The sequence below is a fragment of the Methylobacterium terrae genome (assembly GCF_003173755.1).
GTDB lineage: Bacteria > Pseudomonadota > Alphaproteobacteria > Rhizobiales > Beijerinckiaceae > Methylobacterium > Methylobacterium terrae.
This window is the reverse complement of sequence record NZ_CP029553.1, coordinates 3,222,013-3,240,000: the sequence shown is the minus strand read 5'-3', so window position 1 is coordinate 3,240,000 and position 17,988 is coordinate 3,222,013. Positions and strand designations below refer to the sequence as shown.

Here is a 17,988-nt window from a genome sequence, read left to right as displayed (position 1 = left end):
GTCATGGCGTCTCCTCCCGCGAGCCGCCACTGACCTCTTCGGGCCTCTTAGCCAGGCGGCGGTACGAGAGTGGCGCCGGTCCGGGCCCGCGGCAACCGGTTTCTGTCGTCCGGGGCGACCGGTGACGCGCGGAGTCCGGCGGCGACCTACGCCGCCGCTCCGGCCCGCGCCCGCCGTCCCGCCTTCGCGGCCTCGAGCCGCATCCCGGCCTCCTCCGACCCGAGCGCCGGCGCCTGCCGGCCGAGGAGCAAGCCCTCGTCGAGGATCGCCACCGCCTCGGCCCAGGCACCCGGCCAGAACAGGGCGGCGGCCTCGGCCGCGTCGGCGGCCGTGCGGGCGTCGTTCTCGGCGGCGAACAGGGCGGCGCGGGCGGCCGCCGCCGCGCGGGCGCCGCGAACCCACGTACCCTGGCGGCCGGCGGCCTCGGCGAGCGAACCGGCCGACCACGCGGCGTGGCGCGCGACTGTCACCGCCCGTTCCAGGTCGGCGGCGGACCGGCAGGCGGCGGCGTGCTGGGGCAAACCGGCCCGCTCCAGCACAGGAGGCAGCAGGCGGCGCACGCCCTCGCGGACGAGATGGGCGATGCGGGCTGCCTCGACCGCCTCCCCGTCGGCCGAGCCGGCGAGGCGTAGCACGAAGGCCATCAGGCGCGGGCGCTCGGCATCTGGCATCGCGTCGTTGAGGCCGAGCGCGTAGGTCGCGAGCGGGGCGGAGAAGCAGGGCGGGCAATCGGCCGAGGAGCGGATCGCCCGGTAGGGCAGGCCTGCCGCCACCACGGCCGCCTCGTTGATGCAGGTGCCGCCGTCGGGACCCGGAAAGGCGTGCGAGCCCGGCAGGAGCCGCCAGTTCAGGATGGGGTCGAACACGCCGGCCATCACGCCCTCCGATCCGCCGAGGGGCGGAATCTGGCAGGGTTTCGGGCCGGCGGCGAGCCCTATTCGCCCATGCCACCGGCTGCGGCATCGCGCCCCCGGCCTGGCCGGATTGCGAATTAAGAACATATAGTGAACATTAACCCTGAACGGTATCGCGGCCGCGACCGCGTGATCATCGGCGAGGAGAGAGGGACGGCATGACGCGCTACCGCTTCCACTGCACCAACGGCTCCGAATGCATCCTCGACGCCGAGGGCACCCTGCTGCGCGGCCCGGCCGCCCTCGGCCGCCACGCCCGGCAGGTCGCCGCAGCGGCGATGCGCAGCCTCGGCGCGGACGCGGACTGGACCGAGTGGCGGGTGAGCGTGCACGACCTCACCGGGCGGCGGGTCTGGGTCGAGCCGTTCGTCGTGTGGGAGGCCGCGCTGGCGGCCTAGGGCCTCGTCCGGGCCCTGGCCGCGCCGTCAGTCGCTCGCCAGGAAGGCGTCGTAGACGGCGCGGATGCGCGGCAGGTCCTCCTGCGCCGTCCAGGCCTCGACGATCCGCCGGTACTCCGGGCTCGCCCGCTCGGCCGCCAGGACGGCGTCGATGCGCGCCACCACCTCGCGTCCCCAGGGCGTGCCGGCGCACATCACCCGGGCGAAGGTCGGCTCCGGGTTTTCCGCGAAGGGCAGGCCCACGAGGGCGTTCGGAACGCCGAACTCGCCGGTGTTGTAGTAGGCCGCGATGTTGGAATACTCGACGAGGTAGTCGAGGCGGTCGTTGCGCAGCATCCGGAACGCCTCGGCGAACTCGGAATGGGTCTGGCCCGGCGGGTGATCCCGGAACAGCCCGTCGACCACCGGAGCGAAGGCGCGGTTGCGCAGCAGGCTGGTGCGCAGGTCGCGGTGCACCACCAGCAGGTCGCGCAGGGACAGGGGTCCGAGCGCGTCGAAGCGGGCGCGCTTGGCGGCCGGCACGATGACGCGCAGGGGATAGAACATCGCCACCGGCCGCGAGAACACCGCGAAGACCTCGCGCTCCGGCGTCTTCACCCCGCCGACGAAGCACCATTCCTCGCGATTCTTCAGCGAGGTGAGGATGCGCGGGAACGGCACCGTCAGGGTGGTGTGGGCGTAGTCGGTCAGCCGGGCGCTCAGGAGCCCGCGGATGCGGTCGAAGATGCCGGCGTCGCGGTCCTCGCCCTCGGTCATCATGAACGGCGCGGCGTTGTAGACCGACCAGGTGATCTGCTTGTCCTCGGCCCGTGCCGGCCCCGCGAGGGCGAGCGCGACGACCAGACCGGCGAGACCGCGCCGCTTCACCATGACGTTTCCCGCGATGCCCGTGGACCAGCCGTCGGCCAATGCAGGCCTCACCTTCAAGATCGGGTTAATCGCCGCCGGCACGATTGGGCCGGACCGTCGGGGGCGAGCGTGTCCGGGTCAAGTCTCCCGGGCCAAGTCCCGCCGTCGTCTCGTCGTAGTCCGGCGTGCCGCAAGAAGCGTCACTCGCTCGCCAGGAAGGTGTCGTAGACGGCGCGGATGCGCGGCAGGTCCTCCTCCGCCGTCCAGGCCTCGACGATCCGCCGGTACTCCGGGCTCGCCCGCTCGGCCGCCAGGACGGCGTCGATGCGCGCCACCACCTCGCGTCCCCAGGGCGTGCCGGCGCACATCACCCGGGCGAAGACCGGCTCCGGGCTCTCGGCGAAGGGCAGGCCCACGAAGGCGCCCGGCCGGGCGAGCTGGCGGGCGTTGTAGGCGGTGATGCTGGAGAAATCGACGAGGTAGTCGAGCCGGTCGTTCATCAGCATGCGGTAGGCTTCGATGAAATGGGCGTAGGTCTGGCCCGGCGGATATTGCCGGAGCAGCGCGTCGACCTCGGGCGCGATGGCGCGGTCGCGCAGCACGCTGGTGCGCAGGTCGCGGCGCTCCGCGAGCAGGCTGCGCAGGGACAGGGGCTTGAGCGCCTCGAACTGCGCCCGCTTCGCGGCCGGAACGACGATGCGCAAGGGATAGAACATCGCCACCGGCCGCGAGAACGCCGCGAAGACCTCGCGCTCCGGCGTCTTCACCCCGCCGACGAAGCACCATTCCTCGCCGGTCTTGAGCGAGGCGACGATGCGCGGGAACGGCACCGTGACGCTGGTGACGGCGTAGTCGCCCAGCCGGGCGGCCAGGAAGTGGCGGATCCGGTCGAAGACGCCGCGGCCGCGGTTCTCGCCCTCGACGATCGTGAAGGGCGGCGCGTCGAAGACCGACCAGGTGAGCTGCCTCGCCCCGGCCGGCGCCGAGGTCACGAGACCGAGCGCGACGAGCAAGCCCGCGAAACCGCGCCGTTTCACCATGATGGTTCCCGAGGTTGTCCGTCGACGTGTCGACGATGGGTGCGGGGTTCACCTTCAAGATCGGGTTAATGCCGTCGGGCACATCGAGAGGATGTCTTCGGTGCACGGTGTTGTGATCAGGTGTCGGGATGTGGACACAGGACTGCGGGATGGAAATGGCGGAGGGTTGACCCCCGCGTAGGCGGGGAAGGCACCGGCTGCAGGACGACGATCCCGATCGGGAAGGGTCGATCCCCGCGTGGGCGGGGGAGCCCCCCTGACCTTCGTGACGGCCCCGAGCGTCGACAGGTCGATCCCCGCGTGGGCGGGGGAGCCACCGATTTCGCTAACGCCTAGATGCGTGCGACGGGTCGATCCCCGCGTGGGCGGGGGAGCCAAGCTGCGGTCCAACCTCGCCGCGGACCCGGACGGTCGATCCCCGCGTGGGCGGGGGAGCCATGACCGTGCAAGTGCGGTGCGGCCGCGGCCGGGGTCGATCCCCGCGTGGGCGGGGGAGCCACGACCGTGACGCAGGTAAAGCCGCCCTTGGGGGGTCGATCCCCGCGTGGGCGGGGGAGCCTCGAAATCGACAGCGGCGGCACATCGAATCCTGGGTCGATCCCCGCGTGGGCGGGGGAGCCCGGGACCGGATGCTGTCCCGCGGCATCGCCTCGGGTCGATCCCCGCGTGGGCGGGGGAGCCAGCCGACACGGACACGACGATCCATGACTCAGGGGTCGATCCCCGCGTGGGCGGGGGAGCCCCGACGAGGCGCCGGCGCTGCCGGGACTCGAGGGGTCGATCCCCGCGTGGGCGGGGGAGCCTCTGCCAGCTAAGTCGCTGGTGCCATTCACGATGTCAAAGAACGCCGCCTCGCTCGACGCGACAGCCTACAACCTGATCCGCCCCCGGTCATTCCGCCGGCGGCACGATCCACGGCACCCGGCGCCAGCGCGTCTCGCGCAAGGTCCGGTCGGCGTAGGTGCCGGCGACCGCCTCGCGGCCGCCCTGGTGCGCGAGGTCGAGGACGAGGGCGCTGTGGATGAAGGCGAGGTGACTGAAGGCCTGGGGGAAATTGCCCAGGAAGGTGCGGTCCTCCGCCACCTCCTCGGCGTACAGGCCGACGTCGTTCTGCAGCGCCCGCAGGGCGTCGAAGCGGGTCTGCGCCTCCTCGGTGCGGCCGAGCCAGGCCAGCGCGTCGACGAGCCAGAAGGCGCAGATCAGGAAGGTGCCCTCGTGGCCCGGCAGCCCGTCGTCGTTGCGGTAGCGGTAGACCAGCGGGCCGTGGCCGAGGCGCGCGATCACGACGTCGACCGTGCGGGCGAACGCCGCCTCGTCGACCGGGAAGCCGACCATCGGGGCGATCAGCAGGGCGGCGTCGGGATCGTCGCCGCCGAGATATTGCGGGTAGTAGCCGTCACGGTGCACCCCCTCCCCGTTGACCCGGGCCACGATGGCGTCGCGGGCCTCGCGCCAGTGCGGCCGCTCGCCGAACAGCCGGATCGCGCGGTCGACCGCGACCCAGTTCATGATCGCGGCGTGGAGGTAGTGCTGCTCGGGCTTGCGCGGCTCCCACAGGCCGGCATCCGTCTCGTGCCAGTGCGCGGCGGCGAAGTCGGCGAGACGCACCGCCTGGCGCGCCATGGCATCGGGAATCGTGCCGCCGAGGCTGTGGTACAGGTGCAGGAGGTCGAGCACCTGGCCGTAGGCGTCGCTCTGGTGCTGCTCGGCGGCCTCGTTGCCGTAGCGGACCGGGGCGCTGCCGCGCCAGCCCTCGAAATGCGCCGCCTCGTGCTCGCTGAGGTCGGCTTCGCCGGCGATGGCGTAGAGCGGTTTCAGGCCGCCCTCGTCGCGCTCGGCGAGCCCGCCGACGAAGCGGAAGAACGCTTCCGCCTCCGCCACCATGCCGAACTTCTTGAGCACGTAGAACGACAGGCAGGCGTCGCGGATCCAGCAGAACCGGTAGTCCCAGTTGCGGATGCCGCCGATCTCCTCCGGCAGCGAGGTCGTGGCCGCCGCCACGATCGCGCCGGAGGGCGCGTAGGTCAGGGCCTTGAGGGTGAGCGCGCTGCGCAGCAACTGGTCGGCGAGCGGCCCGTCATAGGCGGCGCCGGCCGACCAGCCGATCCAGCTCCGGCGCGCCGCCTCCATCAGGTCGCGCGGGCGCAAGGCCTCGCGGTCTCCGGCCCCGCCGGAGAAGAGCGCGAAGGACTGCTCGCCCCCATGCGCGATCGTGAACCGCGCCACCGCCTCGCCGCCCTCGACCGTCAGGTCCAGGTCCGCGATCAGGTCCGGCAGCCCCTCCGCGCCCGCGCCGCCCGGGACGGCGACGAGGTCCGGGAAGCGTGTCGCGAAGCCCGCGAGGGGCCGGTAGGCCGCCCGCATCGGCACGTGGCCGGATACGCCCGACACCAGGCGCACGAGGCAGGGCAGCGCCCGGCCGGGCTCGGGCGCCAGCATGAAGTCGTGCACCGTCGCCGCCCCGGTGGCGCAGGTGAAGGTGGTCTCGAGGATGTTGGTCCCGGGGAGATAGAGCCGGGCGCTCTCGAACGGGGTCTCGGGTGCGAGCGCGAAGAAGCCGCCGCGCCGGCGGTCGAGCAGGCGGGAGAAGACCGGGGGCGCATCGAACCGTTCGAGGCAGGCCCAGTCGATCGAGCCGTCGCGGGCCACGAGGGCGCAGCCGTGGCAGTTGCTGATCAGCCCGTAGGCCTCGATGGGCTGGTAGGGCCGCGCGTCCGGGTCGTGCATCGTGAAGGGGCTCGGGCGAGAGGGCGGACGAGCCGGGACGGAGCCCGCCGCGCGGGAGCCGGCCGTCGCGTCGCCTTCCCCCGCGCGCCGGCCGTGACCCAGCGACATGCGGGACGAAGCGCCGGGCTTCCCCTGTGTTCCCGGGCAGGCGCGGAAATTTTTCCGAGGATGAAGTCGCGCGGGGAAACGTGTTTTCGGCTGGTCCGCCCGGCCCTTCCCGGGCGGTCCGGTCAGAACAGCGACCCCTGCGCCTCCGTCTTCCGCTCCGGCGGTGGCGGCGCCGGCGCGTCCTCGTCCGGCCGCAGGAGCCCCGCCTCGTCGTGACGCACGTCGTTGACCTGCCGGCTCGCCGGCGCGAGGTCGAGCCATTTTTCCGGCGCCGGCCGGCACAGGGCGGCTGCCTGCCCGGCATCGACGTCCCGCATGTCGAGCCACCGGTCGACGCCCTCCGGCGACAGGATCGCCGGCATCCGCTCGTGGATGGCGGCGAGCAGCCCGTTGGCGCCGCAGGTCACGATCGCCGCGGTGTCGATCTCCGAGCCGTCGCGGCTGCTCCAGGTCTCCCACAGGCCGGCGAGCGCCATCGGGCGGCGATCGGCGCGGCGGATCGCGTAGGGCGCCTGGCCGCGCGGCCCGCCGCGGCGCCACTCGTAGAAGCCGTCGGCGAGGACGACGCAGCGCCGGTAGCGCAGCGCGTTGCGGAAGCTCGGCTTCTCCGCCGCGGTCTCGATCCGGGCGTTGATCACAAGGGGGAAGTCGGCCGGGTCCTTGACCCAGGCCGGCAGGAAGCCCCAGCGCATCAGCACGAAGCGCCGGCGCCCGTGCTCGGCGGTGACGACGGCCACCGGCTGGGTCGGCGCCACGTTGTGGCGGGCCGGGAAGTTCGGCCGGTCGTCGTACGCGTAGGCCTCGCGGAAGGTCTCGGGCGAGGAGGTGACGAAGAAGCGGCCGCACATGACGTTCAGTGCCTCATCACGGTCGATGCCTCACGGCGTCCGGTGTCTCACAGCCAGCGCTTCCAGCGGAAGAAGGCGTAGGGCAGGATCGCCGCCACCACCATCATCACCACCGCCATCGGGTAGCCGAAGCCCCAGTCGAGCTCCGGCATCACCTTGAAGTTCATGCCGTACATCGAGGCGATCAGGGTCGGCGGCATGAACACCACCGCCATGACCGAGAACAGCTTGATGATGTTGTTCTGCTCGAGGTTGACGAGGCCGAGGGTGGCGTCGAGCAGGAACTGGATCTTTCCCGACAGGAAGCTCGCATGCTCCTCGAGCGATTGCAGGTCGCGCAGGGTCGAGCGGATCTCCTCGCGGACCTCCCTGGGCGCCTTGCTGGCCCGGTAGCTCGCCGAGAGCGAGAGCAGGATGCGCTCGACCGAGACGAGGCTCTCGCGCTGCTGCGACAGCAATTCGTTGTGGCGGCCGAGCGCCCGCAGGGTGTCCTGCAATTCGGCGTTGCGGGCGCTCGGGTCGGAATGCTCGGCGAAGATCCGGCGCGAGAGCCGGTCGATGCGCTCGCCCTGCGCCTGGAGCACGTCGGCGGCGCGGTCGATGACGGTCTCGATCAGGCCGGCGAGGATCGCCTCGCCGGTCAGCATGACGCCGGCCGGCCGGGCGGCGCGGTGGACGAACATCCGGAACGCCTGGGGGTCGTCGTAGCGCACCGTGGCGAGCTTGTTGTCGCGCAGGATGAAGGTGACGCCGGTGAGGCGCGCGTCGTCGGTGTCGACCCGGCACAGCAGCCGCCCGGTCATGTAGCGGGCACCGTTCTCGACGTAGAGGAGTTCCGAGGGCTCGATGTCCTCCATCTCCTCCCGGGTCGGGATCGAGATGCCGAGGAACGCCTCGACCTTGTGGTCCTCCTGGCGCGTCGGCTCGATCAGGTCGATCCAGAGCGCGTCCGGCGGGATCGGCTCGGACATCTCGAGCAGGCGCCGCTCGAGGAGCGGCTGCCCGGTGCTGGCGCAGGCATTCGGCTGATGGACGAAGATCAAGGGCGGTCTCGGAACGAGAGGGGCGCGGCGGCGAGAGGGGCGCAGCGGAATGGAGCCTTGTGGCCCGGCCGCCTTGAAGGCTCCGTGACAGCTAGGGCGCGACCGGCCCGGTTGTCGATGGCGCGGCGTCCACAGCCGGGCGGTGTTTTGGCCCGAGGCGTCAGGCCGCGGGCTCTCCCGCCTCGGGCGGCTGGCAGACGTCGATCCACTCCGCCCCGGTCAGCGCGGCCATGCGCTCGGGCGACACCCGCACGGCGCTGTTCGGCGAGCCGGCCGCCGGCACCACCTCGTCGAAGGCCTTGAGGCTGACGTCGCAATAGACCGTGAGCGGCGTGGCGAGGCCGAACGGGCAGACCCCGCCGACCGGATGGCCGGTGATCGCCTCGACCTCCTCCGCGCCGAGCATCCGGGGCTTGACCCCGAAGGCGGCCCTGGCCTTGCGGTTGTCGAGGCGGGCGTCGCCGCGGGCGACCAGGAGCACGATCCGCTCGCCGAGGCGCAGCGACAGGGTCTTGGCGATGCGGGCCGGCTCGACGCCGTGGGCGGCGGCCGCCAGCGCCACGGTGGCCGAGCTCGCCTCGGTCTCGAGGACGGTGAGGTCGGGCGCGCGCACGGCGAGGTCGGCCTTGACGGAGGCGAGGCTCATCGGCGGGCGGCCCCGCACGGCAGTGATGGACGGGTCATCTCGGGCTCCAGGGATGCCGGTCCGGCTCCCCTGGCGGTTCGCCGCCGTTCTTGCAAGCCCTCGCCTTTCTGCGAGCGCTGGGCCAGCGAACCTTCACCGCACGGTCCGAGCCGGGCGGTGAAGGGCGCCGTGGTCGCGAGCGCCGGGCTCGCGGGAGGCCTCAGTAGCGCGGGCCGCCGGTGGTGTTGCCGAGCTGCTGCTGGTAGCCCGGGCGCGACGGGTTGCGGGCGTTCGGGTCACCGGCCCGCATGTGGTTGCGGCGCATGTGACGGCGCATGTGGCGGTCGTGTCGCTTCATGCGGTGATAGTGGCGGTGGCGGCGCATGGCGACGTGCTCGACCGTCGATTCCGCGCCGGCGACGGCCGGGGCCGGACCGGTCACGGCGGCCGAGGCCGGGGTCAGGGCGAGACCGCCCAGCAGCACGCTCGCCGCCAGAGCCAGGGTCAGGGACTTCATCGCGATCATCTCCAGGCGGTGGCCCCCTCGGCCAACCCGTGCGTCAATCTCGCATCGCGCGTCCGGTTCCGCTGCGACACGGGAAATCATCGGGAAAAGCTGCGCAGAGACTACGCAGGGCGGCGCGCGCGTCGCGTCGGGGGCGCACCCCCGGGCCGTTCGCGGTCCGGGCTTGCGCGGCGGGACCGCCTCCGCCATCCCGGCGCCCATGCGCTCCGCTCCCTCCCTGCCGATCGACGCGGTCCTCGGCGACCTCGCAGCCGCCCTCGCGGCTCCCTCCGCGCAGGGCCGCCCCAACGCGGTGCTGGTGGCGCCCCCGGGCGCCGGCAAGACCACCCGGGTGCCGCTCACGCTCCTCGACGCGCCGTGGCGCGGCGACCGCCGGATCATCCTCCTCGAGCCGCGCCGCCTCGCCGCGCGGGCGGCGGCCGAGCGCATGGCCGCGAGCTTGAGCGAGGCGGTCGGCGAGACGGTGGGCCTCCGGGTGCGCCTCGGCTCGAAGGTCTCGGCCCGCACCCGCATCGAGGTCGTCACCGAGGGCGTCTTCGCCCGCATGATCCTGGACGATCCCGAACTCGACGGCGTCGCCGCCGTGCTGTTCGACGAGTTCCACGAGCGCTCGCTCGACGCCGATCTCGGCCTCGCCCTGGCGCTCGACGCGCAAGGGGGCTTGCGCGAGGACCTGCGGCTCCTCGCGATGTCGGCGACGATCGACGGCGCCCGGGTCGCGGCGCTCATGGGGCAAGGACATGAGAATCCGGCGCCGGTCATCGTCTCGGAGGGCCGCGCCTTCACGGTCGAGACCCGCCATCTCGACCGCGACCCGCAAGGCCGCATCGAGGATGCGGTGACGGACGCGGTGATGCGGGCGCTCAGGGCCGAGCCCGGCTCGGTTCTGGCCTTCCTGCCGGGCCAGGCCGAGATCCGCCGCACCGAGGAGCGCCTGCGCGCCCGCCTCGCCGAGGTGCCCGACATCGACCTCGCCCCGCTCTACGGCGCCCTCGACCGGGCCGAGCAGGACCGGGCGGTGCGGCCGAGCCCGGCGGGCCGCCGCAAGGTGGTGCTCGCCACCTCGATCGCCGAGACATCGCTGACCATCGAGGGCGTGCGCGTCGTGGTCGATTCGGGGCTTGCCCGGGTGCCGGTCTACGAGCCGGATCTCGGCCTGACCCGCCTCGTGACCCAGCGCGCCTCCCGCGCCTCCGTCGACCAGCGCCGCGGCCGCGCCGGCCGCACGCAGGCCGGCGTGTGCTACCGCCTGTGGCCGGAGGCCGCGACCGGCGCGCTCGAGCCGTTCACCCGGCCCGAGATCCTCGCCGCCGACCTCGCCGGGCTGGTGCTCGACTGCGCCGCCTGGGGCGTCTCCGACCCGACCACCCTGCCCTTCCTCGATCCGCCCCCGGCCCCGGCGCTCGCCGAGGCGCGGGCGCTGCTCGCCGGCCTCGACGCCCTCGACGCCGGGGGACGCCTGACCCCGGCGGGCCGGGCCCTGCGCGCCCTCCCCCTGCCGCCGCGCCTCGCCCGCATGGTGGTGAGCGCCGCCGCGACCGGCCGCGACGCGGCGCGCCTCGCGGCGGATGTCGCCGCCGTGCTGGTGGAGCGGGGCCTGGGCGGCGACGCGGTCGATCTCACCGAGCGGGTCGAGCGCTACCGCCGCGACCGCGCGGGGCGGTCCGAGGACATGCGCCGCCTCGCCGCCGGCTGGGCCAGGATGGCGGCGACGACGACGGAGCCCGCCGGGGCCGGCGAGACGCCCGACATCGGCACTCCGGACGTCGGCGCCCTCGTGGCGCTGGCCTATCCCGACCGGATCGCCCGGGCCCGGGGCAGGCCCGGCGAGTACGTCCTGGCGAACGGCCGCGGCGCCGCGCTCGATCCGGCGGCGGGCCTCGCCCGCGAGCCGTTCCTGGCCGTCGCCGAGATCGTCGGCAAGGCCTCGGCGGCGCGCATCCTGGCCGCCGCCCCGATCGCGCTCTCCGCCGTCGAGGCCCTCTTCGCCGACCGGATCGAGGCCCGCACCCGGGTCGAGTTCGACCCCGACGCGAGGGCACTTCGCGCCCGCGCCCAGCGCCGCCTCGGCGCCGTCTCGCTCGCCGAGCGCATCCTGCCGGTGCCGGCGGATGCCGACAGCGCCGCGATCCTCGCTCGCGGCCTGGCCTCCCTCGGCGTCTCCGCCCTGCCCTGGTCGAAGGCGGCGCAGCAATGGCGCGAGCGGGTGACGTTCCTTCGCAGCGCCGAGGGCGAGCCCTGGCCCGACCTCTCGGATCCCGCCCTCGCCGAGGCGCTGCCCGACTGGCTCGGCCCCCATCTCACCGGGATCACCCGCCTCGACGAGATCGGCGCCGACCGGCTCTCAGACGCCCTGCACGACCTCGTGCCGTGGGCCCTGCGCGCCCGCCTCGACGCCGAGGCCCCGACCCATATCGAGGTGCCGACCGGCTCGCGCATCCCGGTCGACTACGCCGCCGAGGGCGGGCCCGTCCTCGCCGTGCGGGTGCAGGAGCTGTTCGGCCTCACCCGCCACCCGACCATCGGCGGCGGCCGGGTGCCGCTCGTGCTCCACCTCCTTTCCCCGGCCCAGCGCCCGATCCAGATCACCCGCGACCTGCCGGGCTTCTGGCGCGGCTCCTGGGCGGCGGTGCGCGCCGACATGCGCGGGCAATACCCCCGCCACCCCTGGCCCGAGGACCCGACCACCGCCCCGCCGACCCGACGCGCCAAGCCGCGGGGAACGTGAGCCCGGCCGCCGGGCCGGTGCCGCGCCGGGAGCGTGCCGCGCGCCGGATCGCAGGCCTCGTCGCGCTCCACACCACGCGAAACGAAATCTCAGCGATTTTGTGAGAACCATCGAGGGCTCGCAGAAGACCGCTTCATGCTGCCCGACGACCTCGACACCATCGCCGCCGACTGGTCCTGGGAGACCGATGCGGACCTGCGGCTGACGGCGGTGCGGGGGCGCTACGCGGCGCTGACCGGCGAGGCGGCGCCGATCGGGCGACCCTGGCCGGGTCTCGACGGCGACGGGCCTCCGGACGACGCGCCGCTTCGCGGCCGCGCGCCGTTCCGGGACCACGTCCTCGCCCACCGGCACCGCGACGGGCGGACCCGCTGGTTCCGCTTCGGCGGGGCGCCGCGTCATGCGCCGGACGGATCGATCGCAGGGTGGCGCGGCGTCTGCGCCGAGGTCCCGGGATCGCCGGCCGGCCCCGACGAACGGGCGCGCTGCCTCGAGGCGCAGGCGCGCTGCCTGGAGGCGCAGGCGCGGCGCTTCGCGGCGGCGGTGGAGAACATGCCGATCGGCGTCAGCGTGTTCGACGCCGACCTGCGGCTCATCGCCTTCAACGACCGCCTGCGCGACCTCTACGATCTGCCGGCCGGTCTGATGCGCCCCGGCACGCCGATCGAGACGATGATCCGTGCCAGTGCCCGTCTCGGCAACTATCCGGGCCTGACCCCCGACGAGGCGTGCGCCTTCGTCGCCGAGCGCGTCGGCCGGCGGGTCCGGCTGCAGCGCGAGCGGCTGCTGCCGAGCGGCCTCCTGCTCAGGACCACCATCGCGCCGCTGCCGGACGGCAGCACCATGGTGGTGCACGAGGACGCGACCGACCGGGCGCGCGCCGACGCGGCCCTGGCCGAGCAGAACCGCCGTCTCGACCACGCGCTGACTCACATGTCGCACGGCCTCGTCCTGTTCGACGCCGAGCACCGGGTGACGGTCGTCAACCGGCAGTTCCTCGACCTCTACGGCCTGTCGCCCGAGACGGTGCATCCGGGCATCACCGCCGAGGAGCTGATCCACCGGCGCACCGAGGCCGGCAACTTCCCCGGCCTCGCGCCGGAGGAGGCCTGGCGGCAGGTGAGCGTGCGGCTGGCCACCCGCACCCGCTACCGCCTCGACCAGACCCTCGTCGACGGACGGGTCATCGCTGTGACCTACGCGCCGACGCCGGAGGGCGGCTTCGTGACCGTCCACGAGGACGTCACCGCGGCCAAGCGCGCCGAGGCCCAGATCGTCCACATGGCGCGCCACGACGCGCTGACCGGCCTGCCCAACCGCGCCCTGCTGCACGAGGGCCTGGCCGACGCCCTGGGGCGCGGCGGCGGGGGGACGGCGGTTCTCTGCCTCGACCTCGACCGCTTCAAGACGGTCAACGACACCCTCGGCCACGCCGTCGGCGACAAGCTCCTGCGCCAGGTGGCGGCCCGGCTGGCCGCCGAGATCCGCGACGAGGCCGGGACCGGGCTCGCCACCCTGGCGCGGTTGGGCGGCGACGAGTTCGCCGTCGTCCTGACGCCGACCTCGCGCTTCCGGGCCGGGCGCCTCGCCGGCCGGCTGATCGCCGCGGTGGGGCGCGACTACGACATCGACGGCAAGCGCATCGCCGTGGGCCTCAGCGTCGGCCTCGCCCTCGCCCCGGCGGACGGGCAGGATCCCGAGGGGCTGATGCGGGCCGCCGACCTGGCGCTCTACCGCGCCAAGGCCGAGGGCCGGGGCACCCACCGCTTCTTCGAGCCCGCCATGGACGTGGCGATCCAGGCGCGGCGGACCGTCGAGATCGACCTCAGGACCGCGCTGGCCGAGCAGCACTTCGCCCTCGCGTTCCAGCCGTTCCTCGGCCTCTCCGGCGACCGGATCGCCGGATTCGAGGCGCTCCTGCGCTGGCACCATCCGGTCCGCGGCGTGGTGAGCCCCGCCGCCTTCGTGCCGGTCGCCGAGGAGACCGGCATGATCGTGCCGCTCGGCGAGTGGGTGCTGCGCCAGGCCTGCCGCGAGGCGGCGCGCTGGCCGGAAGGAGTCCGGGTCTCGGTCAACCTCTCGCCGGTGCAGTTCCGCGGCGGCGACATCGACGCCGTGGTGATCGCGGCCCTGCGCGACGCGGGCCTCGACCCGCGCCGGCTCGAGCTCGAGATCACCGAGGGCGTGCTCCTGCAGGACAGCGAATCGACGCTCGCGATCCTCCACCGGCTCAAGCGGCTCGGGGTGCGCATCGCCATGGACGATTTCGGCACCGGGTACTCGTCCCTCGGCTACCTGCGGGCGTTCCCGTTCGACAAGATCAAGATCGACCGCTCCTTCGTGGCCGACCTCTCCGTGCGCCCGGACGCGCTGGCCATCGTGCGGGCGGTGACGACGCTGGCCGACAGCCTCGGCATGACGACCACCGCCGAGGGCGTCGAGACCGAGGAGCAGCTCGCCCACCTGCGCGCGGCCGGCTGCACCGAGGTGCAGGGCTACCTCATCAGCCGGCCGGTCCCGGCCGACGCGGTGGCGCCGATGCTGGGGGCGTGACGGCGCGGACGGATCCGCGTCGCCCGGGTGCCCCGCGCCGTCGCGGAAGCGCCCGACCGTCCGGAGATCCGGCAGGGCGCGCAGCCATGCACCCACGTGATGGCTCGCGCCGTAATCCCTGGTCCCCGCCACCCGATCACGTTCAGCATCTTGTGATCGATCCCACTGCCGTTACACTCCCGGCCCGAGCCGCGACGCCATCAATCAAACAGCGGCCGGAAGAGGGAACGTCATGCTGGAGTGCGCATCCGTCGCCAGGCGGCGGCTCGTCCGCGCGTTGCTTGGTTCGACCATTCTGTTGGCCGCCAATGCCTCGCTCTCGACCGTTCAGGCCGCCGATCCGATCCGCATCGCGGTGATCGCGGAGGCGCAGGCGATCGCCGGTGCGGCGATTCCCCAGGCCGCCCAGCTCGCCGCCGACGAGATCAACGCCAAGGGCGGCATGGACGGCCGCAAGATCGAGATCATCACCTACGACAACAAGAGCTCGGCCGCCGACTCGGTCCGCGCCTTCCAGCGCGCGGCGAGCGAGGACAAGGCCCACGCCGTCATCGCCAGCTACATCAGCGAGGTGGTGCTGGCCCTCCAGCCCTGGTCGGCCCGCCTGAAGCTGCCCTTCATCACCCCGGGCGCGGCCTCGAACGAGATCCCGCTCAACGTCCACAAGGACTACGCCCGCTACAAGTACTCCTTCCACGGCTACCTGACCTCGAAGGCGCAGTCCCAGGCCGTCTGCGACGCCGCCAAGGCGATCCTGGCCGAGGGCCGCCAGATGAAGACCGCCGTCATCATGAGCGAGGACGCGGCGTGGACGAAGCCGCTCGACGAGGGCTACAAGGAGTGCCTGCCGAAGGCCGGCCTCAAGGTGCTCGACCACATCCGGTTCTCGCCGAGCACGACCGACTTCAACCCGATCTTCAGCCGCATCGAGGGCGCCAAGCCCGACGTGATCGTCACCGGCATCTCGCATGTCGGCGTGCAGCCGACGGTGCAGTGGCGCAGCCAGCAGGTGCCGATCCCGATGGTCGGCATCGCCTCGCAGGCGACCAACGCCACGTTCTGGAAGGAGACGAATGGCGCGACGGAGGGCGTGCTGTTCGAGATGTTCGCCGCCCCCGGCACCAACGTGACGCCGAAGACCGCGCCCTTCGCCGAGGCGTTCAAGGCCAAGTACGGCAGCTATCCGGGATATGCCGGCTACACCGCCTACGACGAGGTCTACTACATCGCCGACGCGGTGAAGCGGGCCGGCTCGACCGATCCCGACAAGCTCGTCGAGGCGCTCGAGACGACCGACTGGGAGGGCACCCTCGGGCGCATCCAGTTCTACGGCAAGGACGACGAGTTCACCCACTCGATCAAGTACGGCCCGGGCCTCGTCTCGGGCATGATGATGCAGTGGCAGGACGGCAAGCAGCTGGCGATCTGGCCCTCGACCGTCGCCAACGGGAAGATGACCTTCCCGAGCTTCGTCAAGGCGGGCACGGCGGCGAACTGAGCCCACCTTGAACTGACCCCCGATCCAGCCAGCGCGGGATCCCCTCTCCCGAGTGGGAGAGGGGTAGGGACGATCGAAGATCGCGCGAGGGTGGCGCGCTTCAGTATGAAACTGTGGCCGTCGTGCTGGCAGCTGAACGGTTGAGTTCCATCCTGAGCCCGCGCCACCCTCACGCGGGATCTTCGATCCCCCGACCCCTCTCCCACTCGGGAGAGGGGAGTTCGCGCGCGTCTCGCCACGACTTGCCCAAGCGAGCCCCATGACCGCGATCCAGATCCTCATCGACGGCTTCGCCATCTCGGCGCTCTACGCGCTCGGCGCCACCGGCTTCACCCTCATCTTCGGCGTCTCGGGGGTGCTCAACCTCTCGCACGGGGCGCTCATGGTCACCGCCGCGGTGGTGGCCTGGGCGGCGTCGAGCGAGTACGGCCTCGGCTCCTACGCCGGCGCCGCCGCGGGCGTCGCGGTGTGCACGGGGCTCACGCTCGCCACCTACGGCGTGGTGGTGCGGCCGATCGACAGGTCCCGGGCGATTCCGCCGGAGGAGAAGGAGATCTTCATCCTCACCGGCACGCTGCTCTGGGGCATCATGATCCAGGAGTTCATCGCCTACCTGTTCACCAGCAACGCCAAGACGGTGATGCCGATCGTCGAGGGCGTCGTCACCATCGCGGGCGTGCGCACGCCGTGGAACCAGGTCTTCACCGCGGTGGTGTGCTGGGCGACGATCGGGCTCCTGTGGCTCTTGGTCAACCGCACCCGCACCGGCAAGGTGCTGCTCGCGGCCTCGATGAACCCCCGCGGCGTGACGCTCTTGGGCTTCGAGCTGTCCAGGATCTACGTCGCGATCTGGCTCATCTACGGCGTGCTCGCGGGCATCGCCGGGGTGCTGCTCGGCCAGTTCCTCGGCGTGTCGAGCTACAGCGTCGGCCCGCTCACCGCCAGCGCCTTCTCGATCGTGGTGCTGGGGGGCTTGGGGAGCGTCTCGGGCTCGCTGATCGCGGCCTACGTCGTCGGCTACCTCGAGACGCTCACCGCCTACCTCGTCTCCCCGGCCTACCGGACGATCCCGGCGCTGCTGCTCCTCGTCGCCGTGATGTATGTCCGCCCGCAAGGCCTGCTCGGGCGCCGCTGACGCCGGGCTTCACCCGATCTCGCCTCACCTCTTTTCCGCAAGAGGCCCCATGCTCGCCAAGACTCTCCGCAATCCGCTGTTCTGGCTCTGCCTGATCGGCCTCGCGCTCGCCAGCGTGCTGCCGCTCTGGGTCTCGGGCTACATCCTCGGGCTCCTCACCGTCGCGTATTACTTCGGCGTGTTCTCGATGGCCTGGGACCTGCTGTTCGGCTTCGCCGGCGAGGTCAATTTCGGGCCGACCTTCCTGATCGGTCTCGGGGCCTACACCGCCGGCATCCTCAACGGACACGGCGTCGGCATCCCGCTCTGCCTGCTGGCCGGCACGGTCGCGGCGGTGATCGGCGGCCTCGTCCTGGCCCTGCCGGCGCTCCGGGTGCGGGGCCCGTATTTCGGCCTCACCACCGTCGTCGCGGTGCTGATCCTGCAGAACCTGATCGTCGTCTTCGCCGACACCACCGGCGGCGAGATCGGGCTCACCGTGCCCGACGTCATCAGCATCGACGCCGCCACCAACTACTGGATCGCGCTCGGCTTCATGGGGGTGAGCGGGCTCATCCTCTACGCCATCGCGGTCTCGCCGGTCGGGCTGATCCTGCAGGCGAGCGGGCAGGACCCGGTCGAGGCCGGCGCGCTCGGCTTCAACGTCGCCAAGCACAAGCTCGCGGCGTTCTGCGTCAGCGCGGTGTTCTCCGGGCTCGCGGGCGCGCTGTTCGTCTTCTACATGGGCACCGCCTCGGTCGGCACGCTGGTCGACGTCTCGGTCGGCGTCCAGGTCATCATCGGGGCGGTGCTCGGCGGGCGGCGCACCATCGTGGGCGGGGTGCTCGGCGCGGTGTTCCTGATCGCCGCCGGCGAGCTGCTGCGGCCGCTGGGCTCGCTCTCGACCTTCGTGGTCTCGGCCGCGGCGCTCGCCGTCATCCTGTTCGTGCCGGCAGGCCTCCTCGGGATCCTCACCCGGCAGGGGCGGCACGCCTGATGCCCACGTCATTCGCGTCA

General features: G+C 72.7%; 15 protein-coding genes and 1 CRISPR repeat array (1 of these 16 only partly in view). Of the genes, 6 read left to right on the top strand and 9 right to left on the bottom strand.

Annotated features, from left to right (window positions below; genetic code table 11):
- Both DK419_RS14945 and DK419_RS14940 read right to left on the bottom strand, forming a co-directional pair.
- Positions 1–5, bottom strand: partial view of a phosphogluconate dehydrogenase C-terminal domain-containing protein gene (locus DK419_RS14945; RefSeq protein ID WP_109959778.1) — the start only. The gene continues 826 nt to the left of window position 1, outside the view; only the first 5 of its 831 coding nucleotides appear in the window; its start codon is at positions 3–5; its stop codon lies beyond the left edge, outside the window.
- A gap of 141 nt (positions 6–146) precedes the next feature.
- Positions 147–875, bottom strand: a complete 729-nt coding sequence (locus tag DK419_RS14940) for a hypothetical protein (RefSeq protein ID WP_109959777.1) — start codon at positions 873–875, stop codon at positions 147–149.
- 197 nt (positions 876–1,072) lie between these two features.
- On the opposite strand from DK419_RS14940, the gene DK419_RS14935 reads away from it, so the two are divergent.
- A complete protein-coding gene (locus DK419_RS14935; RefSeq protein ID WP_109959776.1) occupies positions 1,073–1,312 on the top strand; it encodes a DUF6894 family protein in 240 nt (79 codons plus the stop codon).
- 27 nt (positions 1,313–1,339) lie between these two features.
- On the opposite strand, the gene DK419_RS14930 is transcribed toward DK419_RS14935, so the two are convergent.
- The 7 genes from DK419_RS14930 to DK419_RS14900 form a co-directional block, all read right to left on the bottom strand.
- Positions 1,340–2,182 (bottom strand): transporter substrate-binding domain-containing protein, encoded by an 843-nt coding sequence (locus DK419_RS14930; protein WP_109959775.1) that lies wholly within the window; start codon positions 2,180–2,182, stop codon positions 1,340–1,342.
- A gap of 179 nt (positions 2,183–2,361) precedes the next feature.
- Positions 2,362–3,201 (bottom strand): transporter substrate-binding domain-containing protein, encoded by an 840-nt coding sequence (locus DK419_RS14925; RefSeq protein ID WP_109959774.1) that lies wholly within the window; start codon positions 3,199–3,201, stop codon positions 2,362–2,364.
- 163 nt (positions 3,202–3,364) lie between these two features.
- Positions 3,365–4,004: direct repeats of the CRISPR family, unit length 29 nt; unit sequence GGGTCGATCCCCGCGTGGGCGGGGGAGCC.
- Between the two features lie 88 nt (positions 4,005–4,092).
- A complete protein-coding gene (locus DK419_RS14920) occupies positions 4,093–5,928 on the bottom strand; it encodes a glycoside hydrolase family 15 protein (protein WP_109959773.1) in 1,836 nt (611 codons plus the stop codon).
- Between the two features lie 230 nt (positions 5,929–6,158).
- Positions 6,159–6,884, bottom strand: coding sequence for an SOS response-associated peptidase (locus DK419_RS14915; RefSeq protein ID WP_109959772.1), 726 nt, complete (start codon positions 6,882–6,884; stop codon positions 6,159–6,161).
- A gap of 47 nt (positions 6,885–6,931) precedes the next feature.
- A complete protein-coding gene (gene corA, locus DK419_RS14910; RefSeq protein ID WP_109959771.1) occupies positions 6,932–7,927 on the bottom strand; it encodes a magnesium/cobalt transporter CorA in 996 nt (331 codons plus the stop codon).
- 160 nt (positions 7,928–8,087) lie between these two features.
- Entirely contained in the window at positions 8,088–8,573 is a 486-nt protein-coding gene (locus DK419_RS14905) for a YbaK/EbsC family protein (RefSeq protein ID WP_109962321.1), read from the bottom strand.
- Positions 8,574–8,772: 199 nt separating this feature from the next.
- Entirely contained in the window at positions 8,773–9,069 is a 297-nt protein-coding gene (locus DK419_RS14900) for a hypothetical protein (protein ID WP_109962320.1), read from the bottom strand.
- 208 nt (positions 9,070–9,277) lie between these two features.
- Between DK419_RS14900 and hrpB the strand changes: the two genes are divergently transcribed.
- The 5 genes from hrpB (at position 9,278) to DK419_RS14875 (ending at position 17,968) form a co-directional block, all read left to right on the top strand.
- On the top strand, positions 9,278–11,806 hold the full coding sequence (hrpB, locus tag DK419_RS14895) for an ATP-dependent helicase HrpB (protein ID WP_109959770.1): 2,529 nt from the start codon (positions 9,278–9,280) through the stop codon (positions 11,804–11,806).
- Between the two features lie 135 nt (positions 11,807–11,941).
- On the top strand, positions 11,942–14,359 hold the full coding sequence (locus tag DK419_RS14890; protein ID WP_109959769.1) for a sensor domain-containing protein: 2,418 nt from the start codon (positions 11,942–11,944) through the stop codon (positions 14,357–14,359).
- A 232-nt stretch (positions 14,360–14,591) separates the two neighbouring features.
- The gene (locus tag DK419_RS14885) at positions 14,592–15,857 is read left to right on the top strand and encodes an ABC transporter substrate-binding protein (RefSeq protein ID WP_109959768.1); all 1,266 of its coding nucleotides are present in this window, start codon (positions 14,592–14,594) and stop codon (positions 15,855–15,857) included.
- Positions 15,858–16,116: 259 nt separating this feature from the next.
- A complete protein-coding gene (locus DK419_RS14880; RefSeq protein ID WP_109959767.1) occupies positions 16,117–16,992 on the top strand; it encodes a branched-chain amino acid ABC transporter permease in 876 nt (291 codons plus the stop codon).
- Positions 16,993–17,041: 49 nt separating this feature from the next.
- On the top strand, positions 17,042–17,968 hold the full coding sequence (locus DK419_RS14875) for a branched-chain amino acid ABC transporter permease (RefSeq protein ID WP_093566352.1): 927 nt from the start codon (positions 17,042–17,044) through the stop codon (positions 17,966–17,968).
- Positions 17,969–17,988 lie beyond the last annotated feature (20 nt).